19 protein-coding genes and 2 rRNA genes (1 of these 21 cut by a window edge) are annotated in these 21,417 nt (G+C 71.3%); 4 read left to right on the top strand and 17 right to left on the bottom strand.

The annotated features are described in order from the left end of the window. Positions 1-11: 11 nt before the first annotated feature. The 7 genes from hemB to OG702_RS14885 form a co-directional block, all read right to left on the bottom strand. Positions 12-995, bottom strand: a complete 984-nt coding sequence (hemB, locus tag OG702_RS14855) for a porphobilinogen synthase (RefSeq protein WP_327289357.1) — start codon at positions 993-995, stop codon at positions 12-14. An 85-nt stretch (positions 996-1,080) separates the two neighbouring features. After that, on the bottom strand, positions 1,081-2,658 hold the full coding sequence (locus tag OG702_RS14860) for a uroporphyrinogen-III synthase (protein WP_327293234.1): 1,578 nt from the start codon (positions 2,656-2,658) through the stop codon (positions 1,081-1,083). A 113-nt stretch (positions 2,659-2,771) separates the two neighbouring features. Next, a complete protein-coding gene (hemC, locus tag OG702_RS14865; RefSeq protein ID WP_327289358.1) occupies positions 2,772-3,812 on the bottom strand; it encodes a hydroxymethylbilane synthase in 1,041 nt (346 codons plus the stop codon). Further along, positions 3,805-5,142 carry a glutamyl-tRNA reductase gene (locus tag OG702_RS14870; RefSeq protein WP_327289359.1) on the bottom strand — a complete coding sequence of 446 codons (1,338 nt, stop codon included), beginning with the start codon at positions 5,140-5,142 and terminating at the stop codon, positions 3,805-3,807. The genes hemC and OG702_RS14870 overlap by 8 nt, the downstream gene beginning before the upstream one ends. Beyond that, positions 5,139-5,849 (bottom strand): redox-sensing transcriptional repressor Rex, encoded by a 711-nt coding sequence (locus OG702_RS14875; RefSeq protein ID WP_033177671.1) that lies wholly within the window; start codon positions 5,847-5,849, stop codon positions 5,139-5,141. The genes OG702_RS14870 and OG702_RS14875 overlap by 4 nt, the downstream gene beginning before the upstream one ends. A gap of 131 nt (positions 5,850-5,980) precedes the next feature. Continuing rightward, a complete protein-coding gene (locus tag OG702_RS14880) occupies positions 5,981-6,697 on the bottom strand; it encodes a 3'-5' exonuclease (protein ID WP_327289360.1) in 717 nt (238 codons plus the stop codon). Between the two features lie 120 nt (positions 6,698-6,817). Further along, a complete protein-coding gene (locus tag OG702_RS14885) occupies positions 6,818-7,072 on the bottom strand; it encodes a glutaredoxin family protein (protein WP_442814425.1) in 255 nt (84 codons plus the stop codon). Between the two features lie 74 nt (positions 7,073-7,146). On the opposite strand from OG702_RS14885, the gene OG702_RS14890 reads away from it, so the two are divergent. The 3 genes from OG702_RS14890 (at position 7,147) to OG702_RS14900 (ending at position 10,655) form a co-directional block, all read left to right on the top strand. Next, positions 7,147-8,103: an HAD family hydrolase gene (locus OG702_RS14890; RefSeq protein ID WP_327289362.1), complete on the top strand. Its 957-nt coding sequence runs from the start codon at positions 7,147-7,149 to the stop codon at positions 8,101-8,103. A 298-nt stretch (positions 8,104-8,401) separates the two neighbouring features. Then, entirely contained in the window at positions 8,402-9,205 is an 804-nt protein-coding gene (locus OG702_RS14895) for an ECF subfamily RNA polymerase sigma factor, BldN family (protein ID WP_327289363.1), read from the top strand. A gap of 202 nt (positions 9,206-9,407) precedes the next feature. Then, positions 9,408-10,655, top strand: a complete 1,248-nt coding sequence (locus OG702_RS14900) for a DUF5667 domain-containing protein (RefSeq protein WP_327289364.1) — start codon at positions 9,408-9,410, stop codon at positions 10,653-10,655. 265 nt (positions 10,656-10,920) lie between these two features. On the opposite strand, the gene OG702_RS14905 is transcribed toward OG702_RS14900, so the two are convergent. The 8 genes from OG702_RS14905 to OG702_RS14940 form a co-directional block, all read right to left on the bottom strand. Next, positions 10,921-12,066, bottom strand: a complete 1,146-nt coding sequence (locus tag OG702_RS14905; RefSeq protein WP_327289365.1) for a lysophospholipid acyltransferase family protein — start codon at positions 12,064-12,066, stop codon at positions 10,921-10,923. A gap of 131 nt (positions 12,067-12,197) precedes the next feature. Beyond that, complete coding sequence (locus OG702_RS14910) at positions 12,198-13,256, bottom strand: NAD-dependent epimerase/dehydratase family protein (RefSeq protein ID WP_327293235.1); 1,059 nt, start codon at positions 13,254-13,256, stop codon at positions 12,198-12,200. Positions 13,257-13,443: 187 nt separating this feature from the next. Further along, positions 13,444-13,659 carry a 30S ribosomal protein bS22 gene (locus OG702_RS35470; RefSeq protein WP_442814426.1) on the bottom strand — a complete coding sequence of 72 codons (216 nt, stop codon included), beginning with the start codon at positions 13,657-13,659 and terminating at the stop codon, positions 13,444-13,446. A gap of 18 nt (positions 13,660-13,677) precedes the next feature. Continuing rightward, the gene (locus OG702_RS14920; protein WP_031524045.1) at positions 13,678-13,890 is read right to left on the bottom strand and encodes a helix-turn-helix domain-containing protein; all 213 of its coding nucleotides are present in this window, start codon (positions 13,888-13,890) and stop codon (positions 13,678-13,680) included. Between the two features lie 128 nt (positions 13,891-14,018). Next, positions 14,019-14,840: a phosphatase gene (locus OG702_RS14925; protein WP_327289366.1), complete on the bottom strand. Its 822-nt coding sequence runs from the start codon at positions 14,838-14,840 to the stop codon at positions 14,019-14,021. A gap of 112 nt (positions 14,841-14,952) precedes the next feature. Next, positions 14,953-16,143 (bottom strand): acetoin utilization protein AcuC, encoded by a 1,191-nt coding sequence (locus tag OG702_RS14930; RefSeq protein ID WP_327289367.1) that lies wholly within the window; start codon positions 16,141-16,143, stop codon positions 14,953-14,955. Then, positions 16,112-17,332 (bottom strand): MFS transporter, encoded by a 1,221-nt coding sequence (locus OG702_RS14935; RefSeq protein WP_327289368.1) that lies wholly within the window; start codon positions 17,330-17,332, stop codon positions 16,112-16,114. The genes OG702_RS14930 and OG702_RS14935 overlap by 32 nt, the downstream gene beginning before the upstream one ends. Before the next feature lie 120 nt (positions 17,333-17,452). Further along, complete coding sequence (locus OG702_RS14940; protein WP_327289369.1) at positions 17,453-18,100, bottom strand: HAD family hydrolase; 648 nt, start codon at positions 18,098-18,100, stop codon at positions 17,453-17,455. Positions 18,101-18,212: 112 nt separating this feature from the next. Between OG702_RS14940 and OG702_RS14945 the strand changes: the two genes are divergently transcribed. Then, positions 18,213-19,301, top strand: coding sequence for a hypothetical protein (locus OG702_RS14945; RefSeq protein ID WP_327289370.1), 1,089 nt, complete (start codon positions 18,213-18,215; stop codon positions 19,299-19,301). Positions 19,302-19,376: 75 nt separating this feature from the next. Here the strand turns inward: OG702_RS14945 and rrf are convergent. Continuing rightward, positions 19,377-19,493, bottom strand: a 5S ribosomal RNA gene (gene rrf / locus OG702_RS14950). A gap of 102 nt (positions 19,494-19,595) precedes the next feature. After that, positions 19,596-21,417: ribosomal RNA gene (locus OG702_RS14955) — 23S ribosomal RNA — on the bottom strand (it continues 1,303 nt past the right edge of the window).

The following is a 21,417-nucleotide window of genomic DNA, read 5'->3' on the forward strand; positions in this document are numbered from 1 at the left end:
GGCCGCCGCGGCTACAGGCGCTGCGCGACCTCGGTCGCCCAGTAGGTGAGGATCATGTTCGCGCCCGCGCGGCGGATGGAGGTCAGCGCCTCCATGATCGAGCGGTCGCGGTCGATCCAGCCGTTCGCCGCCGCGGCCTCGACCATCGCGTACTCGCCGGAGATCTGGTACGCCGCCACCGGCACGTCCACCGTGTCGGCGACCCTGCGCAGCACGTCGAGGTAGGGCAGCGCGGGCTTGACCATCACCATGTCGGCGCCCTCGGCGAGGTCCAGCGCCAGCTCGCGCATCGACTCGCGCAGATTCGCCGGGTCCTGCTGGTAGGTCTTGCGGTCGCCCTTGAGCGAGGAGTTCACGGCCTCGCGGAAGGGGCCGTAGAAGGCGGAGGCGTACTTCGCGGTGTAGGCCAGGATCGCCACGTCCTGCCGGCCGATCTCGTCCAGCGCGTCCCGCACGACGCCGACCTGGCCGTCCATCATCCCGGACGGGCCGACGACGTGGACGCCGGCGTCCGCCTGGACTTGGGCCATCTCGGCGTAGCGCTCAAGGGTGGCGTCGTTGTCGACCCGGCCCTCGGCGTCCAGCACGCCGCAGTGGCCGTGGTCGGTGTACTCGTCCAGGCACAGGTCGGACATGACGACCAGCGCGTCGCCGACCTCCTCGACCACGTCCCTGATCGCCAGCTGCAGGATGCCGTCGGGCTCGGTGCCCTGGCTGCCGACCGCGTCCTTGACCTCGGGCACCCCGAAGAGCATGATCCCGCCGACGCCGGCCGAGGCCGCCTCGACGGCCGCCTTGCGCAGCGAGTCGCGGGTGTGCTGGAGGACGCCGGGCATCGAGGAGATCGCCTGCGGCTCGCTGATCCCCTCGCGGACGAAGGCCGGCAGGATCAGCTCCGCCGGATCCAGCCGGGTCTCGGCGACCAGTCGCCGCATCGCCGGGCTGGTGCGCAGCCGCCGCGGCCGCGTACCGGGAAACTCGCCGTAGCTCACCATCTCTCCACGGTACGCCCGCGCCAACGGTGCTCTTCCCGACGCCGAGTCGGCGCCCGGCGCCCCCGGGCGGGGGGCCGGGGCACCGTCAGACGCGGGCCCGGCGGCGGGCGCCCGGCCGGCGCTCGCTGGGGCGGGTGACCGGGTCGCCGGCCGCGCCGGCGGCCTCGCGGCGGGCCAGCCCGAAGTCGGCAAGGGCCTGGGCGAGGGCGTGCACGGACGGCTCGGGGGCCATCACGTCGACCCGCAGGCCGTGCTCCTCGGCCGTCTTGGCGGTGGCGGGGCCGATGCAGGCGATCACCGTGACGTTGTGCGGCTTGCCCGCGATGCCGACCAGGTTCCGCACGGTCGAGGACGAGGTGAAGAGCACCGCGTCGAAGCCGCCGCCCTTGATGGCCTCGCGGGTGTCGGCCGGCGGCGGCGAGGCGCGCACGGTCCGGTAGGCGGTGACGTCGTCGACCTCCCAGCCCAGCTCGACCAGGCCGGCCACCAGCGTCTCGGTGGCGATGTCGGCGCGCGGCAGGAAGACCCGGTCGATCGGGTCGAAGACCGGGTCGTAGGGCGGCCAGTCCTCGAGCAGCCCGGCCGCGGACTGCTCGCCCGACGGCATCAGGTCGGGCTTGACGCCGAACTCGACCAGCGACTGGGCGGTCTGCTCGCCCACCGCGGCGACCTTTATGCCGGCGAAGGCCCGGGCGTCCAGGCCGTACTCCTCGAACTTCTCCCGCACGGCCTTGACCGCGTTCACCGAGGTGAAGGCGATCCACTCGTAGCGCCCGGTGACCAGGCCCTTGACCGCGCGTTCCATCTGCTGCGGGGTGCGCGGCGGCTCCACCGCGATGGTCGGCACCTCGTGCGGCACCGCCCCGTACGAGCGCAGCTGGTCGGAGAGCGACGCGGCCTGCTCCTTCGTCCGCGGTACGAGCACCCGCCAGCCGAAGAGCGGCTTGGTCTCGAACCACGACAGGTGCTCGCGCTGGCCGGCCCGCTCCCCGACCACGGCTATGGCCGCGATCGGTCCCTCGGGGGTGGGCAGTGCCTTGGTGGCCTTGAGTTCGGCGGCGATGGTGGCCAGCGTCGCGGTCCAGGTGCGCTGCCGGGTGGTGGTGCCGGCCACCGTCACCGACAGCAGGGTGTCGGGCTTGCGGCCCGAGCCGATCAGCTCGGCGGCGGTCGCGCCGACCGTCTGCAGCGTCGTGGAGACCACCAGCGTGGCGTCGCTGGTGCCGACCTCGCTCCAGCACCGGTCGGAGGCGGTGGCGGCGTCCACGAACCGGACGTCGCCGCTGAGCGGCACCCCGGCGTAGGCGGGCACGCCGACCGCGCTGGCGATCCCGGGCACCACCTCGAACGGGATGCCCGCGCGGGCGCAGGCCAGCATCTCGGCGGCGGCGCAGGCGTCCAGGCCCGGGTCGCCGGCCACCGCACGCACCACCCGCTTGCCGGTCCGCGCGGACGCCATGACAAGCTGTGAGGCGGCATCGGCAATGGCGGAGGTGTCCAACACCTCGCCGTCCACGGCCGGTTCCGCCGTGCTCACGTCCACGCGGGCGTGGGTGCGGACGACGTCGAGCACCATCCTGTCGCCGACCAGCAGGTCGGCCAGGGCGAGCGCCTCGACGGCGCGCAGGGTCAGCAGCCCGGGGTCACCGGGCCCGGCACCCAGGAAGGTGACGTGACCGGTGGCGGACCGCCCGGCGGAGCCGGGACTTGCGGCGGTGTCGGCCGAAAGGGCCGTACCGGCGGCGGTGTTCGTCGTAGCAGCGACGGCGGCGGGGTTCAAAGTGCGCGCTCCCCCATAAGACCGGCCGCACCCTTGGCGAGCATCTCGGCGGCGAGTTCGCGGCCCAGGGCACGCGCTTCGTCGTCGGACGCCGGTACGGGACCGGTGATGGACATCTGCACCAGCGAGGTGCCGTCGGTGGTGCCGACGACGCCGCGCAGGCGCAGCTCGGTGGTCTGCCCGTCGGCCACGAGGTCGGCCAGCGCGCCCACAGGGGCGCTGCAGCCGGCCTCGAGGGCGGCGAGCAGGGATCGCTCGGCGGTCACGGCGACCCGGGTGAGCGGGTCGTCGAGCCCGGCGAGCTGTGCGGCCAGCTCCGGATTCGAAGCCGCGCACTCGACGGCCAGTGCCCCCTGGCCGGGGGCCGGCAGTACGGCGTCGGCGGCGATCAGCTCGGTCGCCTCAGCGATCCTGCCGATACGGTTGAGCCCGGCGGCGGCCAGCACGACGGCGTCGAGCTTGCCGGAAGTAACGTACCCGATCCTGGTGTCAACGTTGCCACGGATCGGTACCGTCTCGACGCTCAGCCCGTGTGACCGCGCCCACGCGTTGAGCTGCGCCATCCGCCGCGGCGAGCCGGTGCCGACCCTGGCGCCGGGCGGCAGCGCCTCGAAGGTCAGCCCGTCCCTGGCGACCAGCGCGTCCCGCGGGTCCTCGCGGACCGGGATCGCGGCCAGCACCAGGCCCTCGGGGGCCGCGGTCGGCAGGTCCTTCAGGCTGTGCACGGCCAGGTCGATCCCGCCGGCGAGCAGCGCGTCGCGCAGCGCCGAGACGAAGACGCCGGTGCCGCCGATCTGGGCCAGGTTCTCCCGCGAGACGTCGCCGTAGGTGGTGATCTCCACCAGGTCGACGTCCCGCCCGGTGAGACGTCTGACCTGGTCGGCGACCATGCCGGACTGGGCCATCGCCAGTTTGCTCCGGCGCGTGCCGAGCCGCAGCGGCGGCGCGCCTGGTGGTTGCTCGCGCAGATGGTCCCCCAGGGCTTCGCCTGGGGTTACCCCCAGCGCCTCCTGCGGGGCACTCGCCGGGTTATTCATTGCCGCCCTCAATTCGGTTGGGCACCCGGGCCGGAGGCCTGGGGGTCTCGGCCCGGCTGACGGCGGCGACCGCCTGCGGGTCGAGGTCGAAGAGTTCGCGCAGCGCGTCGGCGTACCCGGCGCCGCCGGGCTCACCCGCCAGCTGCTTGACCCGCACGGTCGGCGCGTGCAGGAGCTTGTCGACGACGCGGCGCACGGTCTGGGTGATCTCCGCGCGTTCCTTGTCGTCCAGACCGGGCAGCCTACCGTCGAGCCGGGAAAGTTCACCCGCCACGACGTCGGCGGCCATGGCACGCAGCGCCACCACGGTCGGGGTGATCCGGGCGGCGCGCTGGGCGGCGCCGAAGGCGGCGACCTCCTCGGCGACGATCGCCTGGACGGCCTCCACGTCGGCGGCCATCGGCGCGTCGGCGGACGCGGCGGCCAGCGACTCTATGTCGGCCAGCGCCACACCGTCGAGGTCGTGCGCGGCGGGGTCGACGTCCCGCGGCATGGCCAGGTCGAGGACGGCCAGCGGGCCGGCCGCCCGCAGGTCGTCCGCGGTGAGCACCAGGCCGGTGGAGCCGGTGCAGGACACCACGATGTCGGCGTCGGCCAGCGCGTCGCCGAGCTCGGCCATGCTCACCGCGCGGGCGTCGGTGCCCTGGTCGGCGAGCAGCGCGGCCAGCCGCAGCGCGCGGTCGGCCGTGCGGTTGGCGACCGTCACCCGGGCGACCCCGGCGCGTGCCAGCGTCGCGGCGGCCAGCGACGACATGGAGCCGGCCCCGACCACCAGGGCCCGCTTGCCGGCCAGCGGGCCGGTCGCCGGGACGAGCTGGGCCAGGCCGAAGGTGACCAGGGACTGTCCGGCCCGGTCGATGCCGGTCTCGGAGTGGGCGCGCTTGCCGACCCGCAGGGCCTGCTGGAAGAGGTCGTTGAGCAGCCGGCCCGCGGTGTGCAGCTCCTGGCCGACCGCGAGGGCGTGCTTGATCTGCCCGAGGATCTGGCCCTCGCCGACGACCATCGAGTCCAGGCCGCAGGCCACCGACAGCAGGTGGTGGACGGCCCGGTCCTCGTAGTGCACGTACAGATACGGGGTGAGCTCGTCCAGGCCGACACCGCTGTGCTGGGCCAGCAGCGTGGACAGCTCGGCGACACCGGCGTGGAACTTGTCGACGTCGGCGTACAGCTCGATACGGTTGCACGTGGACAGCGCGACCGCCTCGCTCGCGGGCTCGGCCGCCAGCGTGTCCTGCAGCAGCTTGGCGCGCGCGTCCTCGGTGAGCGCGGCCCGCTCCAGCACGCTCACCGGCGCGCTGCGGTGCGACAGTCCGACCACCAGCAAACTCATGCGGGCATCACGGCGGGTACGTCCCCGTCGGGCTCCTGGCGGCCTTCACCGGCCTTGCGCTGCTCGTGGAACGCGAGGATCTGCAGCTCGATGGACAGATCGACCTTGCGTACGTCCACGCCGTCCGGCACCGACAGCACGGTGGGGGCGAAGTTGAGGATCGAGGTCACGCCGGCGTTGACCAGCCGGTCGGTGACCTCCTGTGCGGCGCCGGCCGGTGTCGCGATGACCCCGATCGAGACCTGGTTGTCCGCGACGATCGCTTCCAGCTCGTCGATGTGCCGCACCGGCAGTCCCGCCACCAGCCGCCCGGCCAGCGACGCGTCGGCGTCCAGCAGGGCCGCGACCCGGAAGCCGCGGGAGGCGAATCCGCCGTAATTGGCGAGGGCGGCGCCGAGGTTGCCGATACCGACGATGACGACCGGCCAGTCCTGGGTGAGTCCGAGCTCGCGGCTGATCTGGTAGACGAGGTATTCGACGTCGTAGCCGACGCCCCTGGTCCCGTACGAGCCGAGGTAGGAGAAGTCCTTGCGCAGCTTGGCCGAGTTGACCCCGGCCGCGGCGGCGAGCTCCTCCGAGGACACGGTGGGCACGGAGCGCTCGGACAGAGCGGTCAGCGCCCGCAGGTACAGCGGGAGCCTGGCGACGGTGGCCTCGGGAATCCCTCGGCTGCGGGTCGCCGGTCGGTGCGATCGGCCAGTTGCCACGGTGCTCCTGCGGGTAGAGCTGGGCTGAGGGCGACCACGGTCTTTGGGGCCGCCCCGTGCGTGCCAGGCTATGTCTTTGTGAACGCGTGCACAAAGATGGTGTCCGTTTTGCCCGGCGGAAGTGATGGGCATCACGCACTCCCATAACGGACATTGGGCACGCTTTGCCATGGCGAATCGTTGCTGCGGCGCTTCCAGAGCGCGTCGGCGTGCGCCAGCACACCGGGGGCGTCCGGCCAGCGGACACCTGCAGCCTGCAACAACCGTCCCTCCAGACCGGAGCCGTCGACTCCGGTTGCGCCGCCGGCCGCCGCACGGGACTGCGCCACAAAGTGGCCGAAAAGCGCCGCTGTGGCGCGGGCGTCGCCGAGCGCGGTGTGCGGGGCCCAGCCGGTCACCCCCAGCGCCTGCGCGCACGACCGCAGCGACAGCCCGCAGGGCACCTCGTCCCCGCGGTGCCGGTCGGCGGCCATCCGCATCGTGCACACCTCGGGCACCGCCGGCAGCCGCACCCCGACCCGGGCGTACTCGGCGGCCAGGAACGCCCGGTCGCACCCGACGTTGTGCCCGACCAGCACGCGGCCGCGCAGCAGCGCCAGCAGCCGGGCGGCGATCCCGGCGAAGCGCGGGGCGCCGCCGAGGTGGTACGGCTCGATGCCGTGGATGTGGGTGGGGCCGACCGGGCCCTGCGGATCCACGAGGGTGGTGAACTCGCCCTCGGGCTGCAGGTCGCGGTCCAGCAGGACCAGCGCCACTTCCACCACCCGGTGCCGGCGGGACGAGGAGCCGGTGGCCTCGACGTCCACCACCGCGAAGCCGCTCGTCGCCGTACTCACCACCGAGGGCACTCGGCACGCTCCTCACACATCACCCCCGGCCGTACAAAACGCCCACGATCCTACCCCCTGAGGATCACCCCCGACGACGGTCCCGCCCGCGGGCGGCCCACCGGGGGGAGGCGGGAGGAGTCAGGCGGTCAGCGCGCGGCGCAGGCGGTCGGGGTCGACGCGCCAGAAGGTGTGCTGCTCCCCGTCCACCAGGACGACGGGGATCTGCTCCCAGTAGAGCCGGTACAACTCCTCGTCCTGCGTGATGTCCCGCTCCCGCACGACCGCCCCGGCCGCCGCGGCGACCTCCTCCACCACCGTGCGGGCGTCGTCGCACAGATGACACCCCGGCTTACCGATCAGCGTCACGGTCCTGGCATTCGTCATACCGCACATTGTGACGCCTGCGGTTCACGTACCGGCACCGTGGCCGAACCGGCCATGTCGCACTGGGTCGTTATGCTCACGCTATGGCCGCAATCAAATGGCTCACCCCTCGCAGACAGTCCGCCACGGAGCGGAGCGTGCTGGCCGGCGAGGCCGCCGCTGCCGCCGCGGAGGCGTCACTCGCGACGAAGCCCCGGCCCGAGACCGCGCAGGCGGTGGCCGACGAGCCCGCGGAAAAGGTGGCGGAGCCGGCTTTCCCGGTGGCCGGTGACGCACGGGCCGCCGCGTTCTTCGACCTCGACAACACGGTGATGCAGGGCGCGGCCCTCTTCCACTTCGGGCGCGGCCTGTACAAGCGGCACTTCTTCGACACCCGCGACCTGCTCCGGTTCGCCTGGCAGCAGGCGTACTTCCGGATGGCGGGCGCTGAGGACCCCGAGCACATGCAGGACGCCCGCGACAGCGCGCTGTCGATCGTCAAGGGGCACCGCGTCGAGGAGCTGATGTCCATCGGCGAGGAGATCTACGACGAGTACATGGCGGGGAAGATCTGGCCGGGCACCCGCGCCCTGGCGCAGGCGCACCTGGACGCCGGCCAGCGGGTCTGGCTGGTGACCGCCGCCCCGGTGGAGACCGCCACGATCATCGCCCGCAGGCTCGGCCTGACCGGCGCGCTCGGCACCGTCGCGGAGTCGGTCAACGGCGTCTACACCGGCAGGCTGGTCGGCGAGCCGCTGCACGGCCCGGCGAAGGCCGAGGCGGTACGGGCGCTGGCGAGCGCGGAGGACCTGGACCTGTCGCGCTGCGCCGCCTACAGCGACTCGCACAACGACATCCCGATACTGTCCCTGGTCGGCCACCCGTACGCGATCAACCCGGACGGCAGGCTGCGCAGGCACGCCCGCGCCGAGGGCTGGCGGCTGCGCGACTACCGCACCGGGCGCAAGGCGGCACGGATCGGCATCCCGGCCGCGGCCGGCATGGGCGCGGTCGCCGGCGGCGCCGCCGCAGCCGTCGCGATCAGCCGCCGCCGCAAGTGACCCCGGCGCGCCGGTAGTACGTCCGCGCGCCGGACTCGCGCGGCACGCACACGCTCACAACACGGCCTCTGCGCGAGCTGTTCACGAACGGAAGTGGTCAACTCGGGCCGTCTGTTCGATAATTGGTCGATCATCATTCCGTACAGGAAGTGGCGCAAACGGCGATTTGCGCAACTCGGTGTAGCGTCGCCTGTACGAAGCGTTATTCTCCTCAGACGCAATCCGGAACCCACGCGTCGCCACGACGGGTGAACGGTCCCGTACTGCACGTGATGGAAGTTCTGCCTCTGGGAGTCCCGTGTACCCACACGACGGGGTTGACACCTCCGGCCTGGCTGCGTTGCGCGCACTGGTGCTCGACCGACTGATGCGCACAGTCCCCACGTACGCCCTGCCCACCCTCGCCACGTCAGGTCCCACCGTCCCCGGCCCGGCGTACGCGCTGGCCGAAGTCAGCACAGCCGCAGGCAGACGCACCCGCAACAGCTCGGGCGCGGCCGGTTCGAACGCCGCAGCCCCCGGCGCCCATGCCCGCCGCCCCTCCTCGGACACCGACACCGGCCGCATGATGGACCTGGTCGAACGCGCCCAGGACGGCGAGACCGAGGCGTTCGGGCGGCTGTACGACCACTACAGCGACACCGTCTACCGGTACATCTACTACCGGGTCGGCTCCAAGGCCACCGCCGAGGACCTGACCAGCGAGACCTTCCTGCGCGCCCTGCGCAGGATCGGCACCTTCACCTGGCAGGGCCGCGACTTCGGCGCCTGGCTGGTCACGATCGCGCGCAACCTGGTCGCCGACCACTTCAAGTCGAGCCGTTTCCGGCTGGAAGTGACCACCGGCGAAATGCTCGACGCCAACGAGGTCGCCCGCAGCCCCGAGGACTCCGTCCTGGAGTCGCTGTCCAACGAGGCGCTGCTGACCGCCGTGCGCAAGCTCAACCCGCAGCAGCAGGAGTGCGTGACGCTGCGCTTCCTGCAGGGCCTGTCGGTGGCCGAGACGGCCCGGGTGATGGGCAAGAACGAAGGCGCGATCAAGACCCTCCAGTACCGCGCGGTGCGTACGCTGGCCAGACTCCTGCCCGACGACGCGAGGTGAGACCTCGGTGCCCCCGCACGATCATCACACCTGCGTAACCCAACTGGCGCGGCGGTCGTTGCTTCAGGTGCAGACAACTTCGCGCAGGAACTCCGGCACGCGCGCTCTGCCCGTTTCACTCGTTCGGGTGCATGACGGCAGGCAGCGCAACCCACGGGCGGCACGGGGAGTCGAGTGTGGATGACGAGAGGAGGTGCCGCCCGTGATCGGACAGGCAACGGCACACCGCCGGGCGAACGCCTTCGCCCAGGCCCTTGAGACCCTTGAGGGCACGGCCGCCACGGAGGACGTCCAGCAGGACACCGCCGCGGCAGGGCGGCAGCAGGGCGGATCCGCGGGACACGGCAGCCATGCCGCGGCCCGGCACGCCGACCCGGACCAGAGCGCGCTGCTGGCGCTCGCCACGACGCTCGCCCGGCAGCCGCGTCCCGCGCTCGACCCCGAGCGCAAGACCGTGCAGCGCGCGCAGCTGATCGCGGCGATGGAGCAGGCGCTCGCCGACGGCAGCTTCCCGGTCACCGCCCGGGTGCCGGAGCAGCGCGGCGACGGGCAGGGCGGCAGCCACCGGCTGCGCCGGCTCACCCCGACCAGCCGGCTCTCCCGCCGGCTCGCCGTGGGCGGCCTCACCGTCGGCGTCGCCGCCGGGGCCTTCGGCGGCGTCGCCGCGGCGAGCACCAACGCGCTGCCCGGTGACAGCCTCTACGGCCTCAAACGCGGCATGGAGGACCTCAAGCTCGACATGGCCAGCGGGGACGCCTCGCGCGGCAAGGTTTACCTCGACATGGCCTCCACCCGCCTCCAGGAGGCCCGCCGCCTCATGGACCGCGGCCGCGGCGGCCAGCTCGACGACGAGTCCGTCTCCGAGGTGCGCAGGGCCCTGTCGGGCATGCACCAGGAGGCCGCGGAGGGCCACCGGCTGCTGAGCCAGGCCTACCAGGAGGACGGCTCGCTCCAGCCGATCGAAACGCTCAACTCCTTCGCCGCCACGCACCGGCAGGGCTGGAGCGATCTGCGGGGCAAGCTGCCCAGCCAGCTCACGGACGTCTCCGACCAGGTCTCCTCGGTCTTCGACGCCATAGACCAGGAGGTCGGACCGCTGCAGGGGCTGCTGCCGCAGCCGAAGAAGGGCGAGCACGCGTCCGGCGGGTCCGGCGCCAAGGACTCGGGACCCGGCGGTGATACGCCGGCGTCGCCCTCCACCCCGGCCTCCGCCACGCCCGGCCAGGGCAGCACCGGAACGCAGAGCGCCACCCCCTCGCCGTCCGGCAGCACGCCGGGCGACGGGCTCATCGGCGGTGCCAATCCGCTGGCGCCGCTGCCCCCGCCGTCCCCCACCCCGGAGTCCCCGCTGCCCTCGACCCCCTCCGACCACTCCGTCACCCTGCCGCCCCTCCTCCCCGGCCTCCTGCCGGGCCTGGGCCTCGGCACCACCACGGACGACGAGGGCTGACGCCTTCAGGGAGTCCCGCACGCCCTGCCCCCCCGAGGCCGTACCCGGACCTTCCGCCGGTCACGGCTGGTCGCGCAGTTCCTCGCGCCCCTGGTGGGTTGCCCTCTTCTCGGAGGGTGACCGTCTTCAGGGGCGCGGAGGACTGCGCGTTCGGGCGGGACGGCGGGAAAGGCGCGACGCCACCACAGGCGGCAATCACCTCGGGGGTGCGCTCAGCCACGACGGGGCGGGCCCGGATCGGACGGCGCGCCCCGCAGGGGGGTGTTCAGAAGAAGACGGACCGCCGCTGCACCAGCAGTTCGTACAGCGTGTGCTGGATCGTCTCGCGCACCTGGTCGGTCAGGTTGAAGACCAGCATCGGGTCCTCCGCCGCCTCCGGCGGGTAGCCGTCCGTCGGGATCGGCTCGCCGAACTGGATGACCCACTTCGTGGGGAGCGGGACCAGCCCGGCCGGCCCCAGCCAGGGGAAGGTCGGGGTGAGCGGGAAGTACGGCAGGCCCAGCAGCCGCGCCGCCGTGCGGGAGTTGCCGACCATCGGGTAGATCTCCTCCGCCCCCACCACGGAGCACGGCACGATCGGCACCTTCGTCTTCAGCGCCGTCGCGACGAACCCGCCCCGCCCGAACCGCTGGAGCTTGTAGCGGTCGGAGAAGGGCTTCCCGAGGCCCTTGAAGCCCTCGGGCATCACGCCGACGACCTCGCCCCGCCGCAGCAGCACCTCCGCGTCCTCCGCGCACGCCAGCGTGTGGCCGAGCTTGCGGGCCAGCTCGTTGACCAGCGGGAGCATGAAGACCAGGTCGGCGGCGAGCAGCCGCAGGTGCCGGCCGGCGGGGTGGTGGTCGTGGACGGCGACCTGGGTCATCAGCCCGTCGAGCGGCAGGGTGCCCGAGTGGTTGGAGACGACCAGCGCACCGCCCTCCGCCGGGATGTTCTCGATGCCGCGGACCTCGACGCGGAAGTACGCCCCGAACACCGGCCGCAGCAGCGACATCAGCACCTGGTCGGTCAGCTCGGCGTCGTAGCCGAACTCGTCGACCTCGTAGTCCCCGGTGACCCGGCGCCGCAGGAAGGCCAACCCCGAGGCGACCTTGCGCTCCCAGTCACCGCCGAGCACCCGGTCGGCGACGGCGCCGAAGGCCCCGGCGAGCTCGCCGGGCGGCGGTGCCTGCCCGGACGGCGGCTCGGCGGGCCGCTCGCCGGCGGCCTGCGCGGGAATCCCCGGCGCCGCCGCGGGCAGCGGCGGTACGGCCCCGTCCTCGGGCACCGCGGCCAGCGGCGGCTGCGGGCCGTCGGCGCTCTTGCCCGCCGGTTTACCCGCCGCGGGCGTGCGGCCGCGCGCGCCCCGGGAGCGCCCGGAGCCGCGCCTGCCGCGCGAGTCCTCGTCGAACGGGATCACCTTGGCATCGGCCATGGTCCCTGCTCCTTCTCCTGAGGCCCCCGAAGCATCTGGGGCACCTGGCGTGCCCGAAGCGGCGCCAGGGGCGCCGGAGGCGGCACCAGGGCCGCCCGAAGCCTCCCCCGGCGTGCCGGACGCCGCGCCCGTCATCGCCGCGCCCCCGTGCCGGTGGGCGCCGCCATGCCGATGCCCGCCGCCAGCCGGTCCACCGCGGCGGCGAGCCGGGCCGGGGGCAGCAGCCCGGAGCCGCGGCTGCGGGCGAAGTCGTGGAAGGTCCCCGCGGTGGTGTAGGCGGGCTCGAAGCCGAGCGTGTCGCGCATCTGCCGGGTGTCCACCACCCGGCCGTGGGTGAGCAGCCGGATCTGCTCGGGCGCGAAGTCCGTGGCGCCGGCCGTCCTGAGCAGCTGCCCGATCCAGGTCACCGCGGGCAGCAGCACCGGCACGGTCGGCTTGCCCAGCCGCCGGGCGGTCTGCGACAGCAGCAGCACCCCGTCGCCTGCGATGTTGAACGTGCCGCTGTTGAGCGTGCCGCGGCGGGCGTCGAGCGCGGCGAGCACCAGCACGGCCAGGACGTCGTCCTGGTGCACGAACTGCAGCCGCGGGTCGTAGCCGAAGACCGTCGGCAGCACCGGCAGCGCGAAGAACTCCGCCAGCGGGGTGTCCGCGTCGGGCCCGAGGATGTTCGCGAAGCGCAGCACCGCCACCGCGACGTCCGGGCGGCGGCGGGCGAAGCCCCGTACGTACCCCTCGACCTCGACGGCGTCCTTGGCGAAGCCGCCGCTGGGCAGCGACTTGACCGGGGTGGTCTCGCGGAAGACGGCGGGGTCGCGCGGCGCGGAACCGTAGACGCTGGTGGTGGACTTGACGACCAGCCGCTGTACGGTCGGCGCTTTCTGGCAGGCGCCGAGCAGCTGCATGGTGCCGATGACGTTGGTCTCCTTGAGCTGCGTCCGGCCGCCGGAGCCCAGCGCGGTGCCGGTGACGTCCAGATGCACGACGGTGTCGACCGAATGCTGTGCCAGCACCTTCGCGATCATCGGCTGCCGGATGTCGGCCCTGACGAACTCCGCACCGCCCAGGTCATGCTCGGGCGGCACCACGTCGACCGCGACGACCCGCCCGACCTCGGGGTCGTGCTGGATACGCCGGACGAACCTGCCGCCGAGCTGCCGCGCGGCGCCTGTGACGAGCACCACCTTGCCCACGCCCACAGTTCAGCGCCTTCCTCGGGGAATACCCGCACCGTATCCCCTGCGCCTCCCCCGCGCGCCCCCCGACATGCGTTCGCGGCACCCCGGACGCGACAAACCACCCGCCCGGACATGCCACTGCCCTCCTCCGCCGCCCGAAAGCGGTGGAGGAGGGCAGGAAGTGCGGCGGAAAGTCGCCCGCTTACTTCTTGTTGCGGCGCTGAACGCGCGTCCGCTTCAGCAGCTTGCGGTGCTTCTTCTTGGCCATACGCTTACGCCGCTTCTTGATGACAGAGCCCACGACTACCCTCGCTTCGGTTTCACTCGGTGCGGGGCGTCCGAGCCCACACGACCTACGTCGGCCAAGCCTACCCGCCCGGAGCGGACGGGCATAAACGAGGCCCACGCGGACGGTCATCTGCCCGTCTGGGCCTTCTCAGGCAGATTCCACCCCCACGTAGGACTCCCGCAGGTACTCGTGGACGGCCTGCTCCGGAACCCGGAACGAACGGCCCACGCGAATCGCCGGCAGATGACCGCTGTGCACCAGCCGGTACACCGTCATCTTCGACACCCGCATCACCGCAGCCACTTCGGCGACGGTGAGGAAAACGACCTCGTTGAGAGGTCGGGTTTCAGTAGTAGCCATGTCACACCTGAACCTTCCGCACACGCCGGGCACCGGCTTCCCCTCCGGCGACTCAAAGCGGCATGTGCGCTCCCCTCCAGATTAGGGGCGCATGAGGTAAGTGGGGAAGAGGAGTTGCCAATGGTTGACTACTGTGACAACCAGGCCCGCTTGAGCACGTAGCGCGTCAATGGCCGGTAGTAGTCGGACCGCACGGCGTCGTCCACCGGTACCGCCACCGACACACTGCCCTCCGCTTCCGCCACGAAAACCGCCGGGTCGTCGGAGTCCGCGAGGCCGATCGCCTCGATCCCCAACTGACCTGCGCCGCATACGAATCCGTGGTCGCCGACGACCAGTCCCGGCAGCATTCCGCCCTGCTCGGCGGCCGCCGCCAGCGCCGCTCTGACCGGCAGCGGCGAGTGGGTGTGCGCACCCGGCTCCACCGGCGGACCCTCACTGTCCGTGTCCACCGGACGCACCACAGCGACCCCCCCGACGTACCACAAATGATGGCGGCGTACGCCGAACTGCGTGGGGACGTCCACGTCGCGCCCATACGCCGGGGTGAGGACGACACATCCTGCCGCCGAGAGAGCCGCGGCCAATGATGCGTAGAAACCGAGGAGGCGGTGTGGATGTCCTGTGCCCAGCAGCACCGGAATCCGGTCGTGCGCGGCCCGCGCGAGCCGCTCAGCGAACGCGTCGAGTGCCGCCACCGTACAGTCCGGGTCGATCACGTCCGGGCCCGACGTCAGTTCGGGATCGGGCGAGACACCGCACCGGTCGGCCATCAGCCGCAGCAGGTCCGCCGCCGTCCACTCCCCCGCCGGGTCGAGCCCCAGCGTCTGCCGCGGATCCCGTGCGGCGAACAGCCGGTAGCTCGCCAGGCTCTTCTCCCGCGGGGTCGCGATCTGCCCGGCAAGCCCGGCCGCCACCAAATGCGCGCGCAGCGCGCCGACACTCACCACAACATGATCGTCCCGGCCCAACTCGCCCAAGGCGTGCGGAATCCGCAGAATTCACCCTACAGGGACCGGCCGCCCGGGCATCGGCCCGTATGGCGGCGCCCTCCGCAGGCGTTCAGGGCAGCAGCCCGTGCAGCGGGAAGACCGCCCGCCGGGTCGCGAGCACCGCCTGGTCGAGCCGGTCCGCCGGGTCGTAGCCGGCCTCCTCGAAGCCCTTCCACACCGGCTCGCAGCCGTCCGTCATCCGCTGCGGCGCGACATGCCGGGTACGCGCGTGCACCGCGTGCCGCCACTCCTCAGGCACCGCCGTCCCCGGCGCCAGCGGCACGCCCGCCGCGATCGCCACCAGATGCGTCCAGGTCCGCGGCACCACGTCGGTCACCGCGTAACCGCCGCCGCCCAGCGCCACCCAGCGGCCCTCCGCGTGCTCGTGCGCCAGCTCGTGGCACGCCTCCGCGACCATCCGCTGGGCGTCAAGCGACACCGCCAGATGCGCCAGCGGGTCCTCGATGTGCGTGTCGGCCCCGTGCTGGCTGACCAGCACCTGCGGCCGGAACGCGGCGAGCAGTTCGGGCACCACCGCGTGGAAGGCCCGCAGCCAGCCCGCGTCCCCCGTCCCCGGCGGCAGCGCCACGTTCACCGCGCCGCCCTCGGCCGCCGGGCCGCCGGTCTCCTCCGGCCAGCCGGTGTTCGGGAAGAGCGTGCGCGGATGCTCGTGCAGCGAGATCGTCAGCACCCGCGGATCGTCCCAGAACGCCGCCTGCACCCCGTCGCCGTGGTGGACGTCCACATCGACGTACGCCACCCGCTCCACGCCCAGCTCCAGCAGCCGCGCCACCGCCAGCGCCGCGTCGTTGTAGACGCAGAACCCGGCCGCGGCCCCCGGCATCGCGTGATGCAGCCCGCCGGTGAAGTTCACCGCGTGCTCCACCTGGCCGCGCCACACCGCCTCGGCCGCCGCCACCGACTGCCCGGCGATCAGCGCGGCCACCTCGTGCATCCGCGGGAAGACCGGATTGTCCTGCGTCCCCAGCCCGTACGAGGCGTACTCCCGATACGCCGCAGGCACCGACGCCGGCTCCTCCGACGCCCGCCGCACCGCCGCCACGTAGTCCGCGTCGTGCACCAGGGCCAGCGTCGAATCCCCCGCGGCCGGCGCCGCCACCACCCGCAGCGCCGGGTCGAGCCCCAAGGCCCGCACCAGCTCCCTGGTGAGCGTCAGCCGCACCGGGTCCATCGGGTGCCCGGGGCCGAAGTCGTAACCGGTGACCCGCTCATCCCACATCAACTGTGCTCGGCCGCTCATGGCCGACACCGTACCCGGCGGGCTCGGCGGCGAAGGACGTGGCGTAGTACAAGGTCGCCCCCACCAGCAGCATCGGCACGATCATCGCCCCCCGATAGCTCCACGCGTCCCCCAGCGCCCCCACCAGCGGCGAGCCCACCAGGAAACCCACGTAGTTGAAGACGTTCAGCCGCGCCACCGCCGTGTCCGACGCCCCCGGGAACAACCGCCCCGCCGCCGCGAAGGTCTGCGGCACGATCACGCACAGCCCGAACCCCAGCAGCGTGAAGCCCAGCATCCCCACCCACGCGCCCGGCGCCACCGCCACCACCGCGAAGCCGGCCATCGCCACGACCGCCCCCAGCCGCACCACGGCCGCCGCACCGAACCGCCGCACCCCGAAGTCGCCCACCGACCTGCCGAGCAGCGTCGTCACCATGTAGACGGCATAGGGCACAGTGGAGAGCTGCTCCGAGCTGTGCAGGGTGTCCTGCAGATACTTCGCACTCCAGTTGGAGACCGTCGAGTCCCCGATGTACGCGAACGCCATCACCAGGCAGAGCGGCATCAGCAGCCGCATCACCACCTGCTGCGTCTCCGCCGGCCCCCCCGCGCTCCCCGGCCCCGAGGTGCTGCCCGGCGCGTCCCGATACCAGCGGCTCGCCACCAGCGTCAGCGGGATCAGCACCAGCACCGCCGGCCCGTACAGCGCCACCAGCGACACGTGCCAGTGCGCCCCCGACCACGCCAGCGACGCCCCGACGATCCCGCCCAGGCTGTACGCGGCATGGAAGCCCAACATGATGCTGCGCCGGTACTCGCGCTGCAGGCTCACCCCGAGCATGTTCATCGACGCGTCCAGCCCCCCGACGCACACCCCGAACAGCGCCAGCGTCACCGCGGCCACCCACATGCTGCTGCCGGCGCCCAGGCCGACAAGCACCAGCGCCACTACCGGCTGCACCCAGCGCAGCACCACGCTCGGCCGCACCCGCTTGACCAGCTGCTCGGTCCCCACGCTGCCCAGCCCCGCCAGGATCGGCACGGCGGCCAGGAACACCGGCAGCAGCCCGTCGCTGATCCCGTAGCGGTCCTGGACCGCCGGAATCCGGGTCACCAGCAGCGCGAAGAGCGCCCCCTGCGCGAAGAAGCTGGCCGCGAGGGCGGCACGGCCGTACCGCAGGGTCTGCGGGCGAGCGTCGTCGTCCATAAGCGAGCACGGTAGACGCGAATGCTACGGATGAGTAGGTGTACGGAGCCACGATCCTCGACGTGCTGCCGAGTCGCGCTCCGGCCGTACCGCCGGCCCGTGCCACCGGTCCGCCCGGGCTCAGCCGAACAGCAGGCCGGGCAGCTCCGCCATGCTGCCGAACAGGGCGGTGGCGTCCCTGAGCTTCGCAGCCGGTGTCATCGCGGTGTAGCCGTAGACGTCCATCCCCGCCGCCCGCGCCGCCGCCACCCCCAGCGCGCTGTCCTCCACGACGGCGCACCGCTCCGGTGCCACCGCCATGGTGCGGGCCGCGTGCAGGAACAGGTCAGGCGCCGGCTTCCCCCGCCCCACGTCCTGCGCCGAGAAGATCCGCTCCTCCCCGAACCTCGCGTACAGCCCGGTCTTCCGCAGCGCTACCCTGATCCGCTCATGCCCCCCGGACGACGCGAGGCAGTAGGCCACCCCGTCCGCCGCCAGCTTCTCCAGGACCGTCCCGGCCCCCTCGACCGGCTCAAGCTCCCGCTCGAACGCGGCGAACACCCGCGCGTGATACCCCGCGTCGAACCCCTCGGGCAGCGTCCCCCCGGCCCGCTCCCGCACCACGTCGTGCACGCGGTGGATGGCCGCACCCATGAAGTCCCTGACCGAGTCCTCGAAGCTGGTCGGATACCCGGCCTCGGTCAGGCAGTCGGCGAGGATCCGGTTGGAGATCCGCTCGCTGTCCACGAGGACGCCGTCGTTGTCGAAGATGACCAGGTCGTAGGGCATCGCACCACTGTAAACGGCGTAGCCGCCGCTGAATTACGGAACGGATCACGGCACTCAGCACGCGGACCGGGCAAAGTGACTGCCCTGCCAGCCGACCGCCCCAGGGGGAACCATGCACACCGCCAAGCGATTACGTACACCCGCCGCCGCGCTGGCCCTGGCCGCGCTCGTCAGCGTGGCCACCGGCACCACCAGCGCCGCCGCCGGAGGATGCGCCCACCCGCGCATCCAGATCCTCGACACCGCACCGGCCGGCTCCGGCGGCCGGGTCGACGCCCTCGGCCGCGGCACGATCGCGGCCGGCACCAGCGCGGGTCACCCCGCGTACTGGATCGGCACCACCGTCGTCACAGTCCCGCTCCCCGCCCGCTACTCCACCGGCAGTGTCACGGCGATCAACCGGCACGACCTGATGGCCGGCACCGTGCACGACGACACCACCGGCAAGAACGTCGCCTTCAGCTACCGGATCGGCGCCGCCAGGGCCCACATCCTGCCCGGCGGCAGCTACGCCAGCGACGTCAACGACAGCGGCCAGATCGTCGGCGGCGACACCACCGGGGGGGACGGCACCGGTTACGTCTGGCACGGCACCACCGTCGAACGCACCCTCACCGTCCCCGCCGACCTCCGGTTCACGCTGGTCACCGGGATCAACGACCAGGGCACGGTCATCGCCGCCGGCAGCCGACTGGTGGGCTCCGCCTGGGGCTCGACCGGCCTGGTGTGGCCCGCGGATCCGGCGGCGCCGGTCGTCCCCCTGCTGCCGATCGACGCCACGGACGAGAACGGCCTCACCGTCGTCCCTGAGGACATCGACGAGCACGGCCGGATCGTCGGCGAGACCGAGAGCTACTGGGCGGACGGGTCCTACGAGACGTACTGGGACGCCCCCTACACCGCGGACGGCACCCAGCTCACCGGGCTCCCCGGCTACTACAACGAGGGCTACTTCCACGCCATCAGCCCCACCACCGGCCTCGTCGCCGGCGAAGCCCCCACGTCCTACTACGGCGACCCGGGAACGGCGGAGATCTGGACCGGCTCGGGACCCATCCACGCCCTCCCCGGCCTGGCCCCCAACCAGGACTCCGGCGCATCGGCCGTCGCCGACAACGGAAAGGCGGGCGGCTTCGCGGTCGACGCCGACAACGTCCTCCAACCGGTCATCTGGACCTGCGCGGCCCAGCAGGCCACCTAGCCGGGACCGCCCACTGAACGCAGAAAAGCGTCGGCCCCCGTGCATTGCACGGGGGCCGACGCTTTATCAAAGATTGTTCGGCGGTGTCCTACTCTCCCACAGGGTCCCCCCTGCAGTACCATCGGCGCTGAAAGGCTTAGCTTCCGGGTTCGGAATGTAACCGGGCGTTTCCCTAACGCTATGACCACCGAAACACCATGAAACACACACCACACCACCCGACCACCCCGCCATAGGGGGTGTGGGTGTGTGGTGGCTGGTTGTTTCAGAACCACACAGTGGACGCGAGCAACTGAGGACAAGCCCTCGGCCTATTAGTACCGGTCAGCTCCACCCCTTACAGGGCTTCCACATCCGGCCTATCAACCCAGTCGTCTACTGGGAGCCTTACCCCATCAAGTGGGTGGGAGCCCTCATCTCGAAGCAGGCTTCCCGCTTAGATGCTTTCAGCGGTTATCCCTCCCGAACGTAGCCAACCAGCCATGCCCTTGGCAGGACAACTGGCACACCAGAGGTTCGTCCGTCCCGGTCCTCTCGTACTAGGGACAGCCCTTCTCAAGACTCCTACGCGCGCAGCGGATAGGGACCGAACTGTCTCACGACGTTCTAAACCCAGCTCGCGTACCGCTTTAATGGGCGAACAGCCCAACCCTTGGGACCGACTCCAGCCCCAGGATGCGACGAGCCGACATCGAGGTGCCAAACCATCCCGTCGATATGGACTCTTGGGGAAGATCAGCCTGTTATCCCCGGGGTACCTTTTATCCGTTGAGCGACGGCGCTTCCACAAGCCACCGCCGGATCACTAGTCCCTACTTTCGTACCTGCTCGACCCGTCAGTCTCACAGTCAAGCTCCCTTGTGCACTTACACTCAACACCTGATTGCCAACCAGGCTGAGGGAACCTTTGGGCGCCTCCGTTACCCTTTAGGAGGCAACCGCCCCAGTTAAACTACCCACCAGACACTGTCCCTGATCCGGATCACGGACCGAGGTTAGACATCCAGCACGACCAGAGTGGTATTTCAACGACGACTCCCCCCAAGCTGGCGCTTGGAGTTCACAGTCTCCCACCTATCCTACACAAGCCGAACCGAACACCAATATCAAGCTATAGTAAAGGTCCCGGGGTCTTTCCGTCCTGCTGCGCGAAACGAGCATCTTTACTCGTAGTGCAATTTCACCGGGCCTATGGTTGAGACAGTCGAGAAGTCGTTACGCCATTCGTGCAGGTCGGAACTTACCCGACAAGGAATTTCGCTACCTTAGGATGGTTATAGTTACCACCGCCGTTTACTGGCGCTTAAGTTCTCAGCTTCGCCACACCGAAATGTGACTAACCGGTCCCCTTAACGTTCCAGCACCGGGCAGGCGTCAGTCCGTATACATCGCCTTACGGCTTCGCACGGACCTGTGTTTTTAGTAAACAGTCGCTTCTCGCTGGTCTCTGCGGCCACACCCAGCTCACCGAGTAAATCGGATCACCAGACATGGCCCCCCTTCTCCCGAAGTTACGGGGGCATTTTGCCGAGTTCCTTAACCATAGTTCACCCGAACGCCTCGGTATTCTCTACCTGACCACCTGAGTCGGTTTAGGGTACGGGCCGCCATAAAACTCGCTAGAGGCTTTTCTCGACAGCATAGGATCATCCACTTCACCACAATCGGCTCGGCATCAGGTCTCAGACTATTGCCACCCGGATTTACCTGGATGACGTCCTACACCCTTACCCCGGGACAACCACCGCCCGGGCTGGACTACCTTCCTGCGTCACCCCATCACTTACCTACTACAAGTCTGGTCCGTCGGCTCCACCACTCCCCCTCACTCCGAAGAGATCAGAGGCGGCTTCACGGACTTAGCATCGCCTGGTTCAGCACTGGGCGCTTTACAGCGGGTACCGGAATATCAACCGGTTGTCCATCGACTACGCCTGTCGGCCTCGCCTTAGGTCCCGACTTACCCTGGGCAGATCAGCTTGACCCAGGAACCCTTAGTCAATCGGCGCAAGAGTTTCCCACTCTTGTATCGCTACTCATGCCTGCATTCTCACTCGTGAACCGTCCACCACTGCCTTCCGGCGCGGCTTCACCCGGCACACGACGCTCCCCTACC

Source organism: Streptomyces sp. NBC_01198, from assembly GCF_036010485.1.
Lineage (GTDB): Bacteria > Actinomycetota > Actinomycetes > Streptomycetales > Streptomycetaceae > Actinacidiphila.

Coding starts and splice junctions, on each gene's coding strand:
- hemB (WP_327289357.1), bottom strand. CDS start 995: ATGGTGAGCTACGGCGAGTTTCCCGGTACGCGGCCGCGGCGGCTGCGC.
- hemC (WP_327289358.1), bottom strand. CDS start 3,812: ATGAATAACCCGGCGAGTGCCCCGCAGGAGGCGCTGGGGGTAACCCCA.
- OG702_RS14870 (WP_327289359.1), bottom strand. CDS start 5,142: ATGAGTTTGCTGGTGGTCGGACTGTCGCACCGCAGCGCGCCGGTGAGC.
- OG702_RS14885 (WP_442814425.1), bottom strand. CDS start 7,072: ATGTGCGGTATGACGAATGCCAGGACCGTGACGCTGATCGGTAAGCCG.
- OG702_RS14890 (WP_327289362.1), top strand. CDS start 7,147: ATGGCCGCAATCAAATGGCTCACCCCTCGCAGACAGTCCGCCACGGAG.
- OG702_RS14905 (WP_327289365.1), bottom strand. CDS start 12,066: ATGGCCGATGCCAAGGTGATCCCGTTCGACGAGGACTCGCGCGGCAGG.
- OG702_RS35470 (WP_442814426.1), bottom strand. CDS start 13,659: ATGACCGTCCGCGTGGGCCTCGTTTATGCCCGTCCGCTCCGGGCGGGT.
- OG702_RS14920 (WP_031524045.1), bottom strand. CDS start 13,890: ATGGCTACTACTGAAACCCGACCTCTCAACGAGGTCGTTTTCCTCACC.
- OG702_RS14930 (WP_327289367.1), bottom strand. CDS start 16,143: ATGAGCGGCCGAGCACAGTTGATGTGGGATGAGCGGGTCACCGGTTAC.
- OG702_RS14935 (WP_327289368.1), bottom strand. CDS start 17,332: ATGGACGACGACGCTCGCCCGCAGACCCTGCGGTACGGCCGTGCCGCC.
- OG702_RS14940 (WP_327289369.1), bottom strand. CDS start 18,100: ATGCCCTACGACCTGGTCATCTTCGACAACGACGGCGTCCTCGTGGAC.
- OG702_RS14945 (WP_327289370.1), top strand. CDS start 18,213: ATGCACACCGCCAAGCGATTACGTACACCCGCCGCCGCGCTGGCCCTG.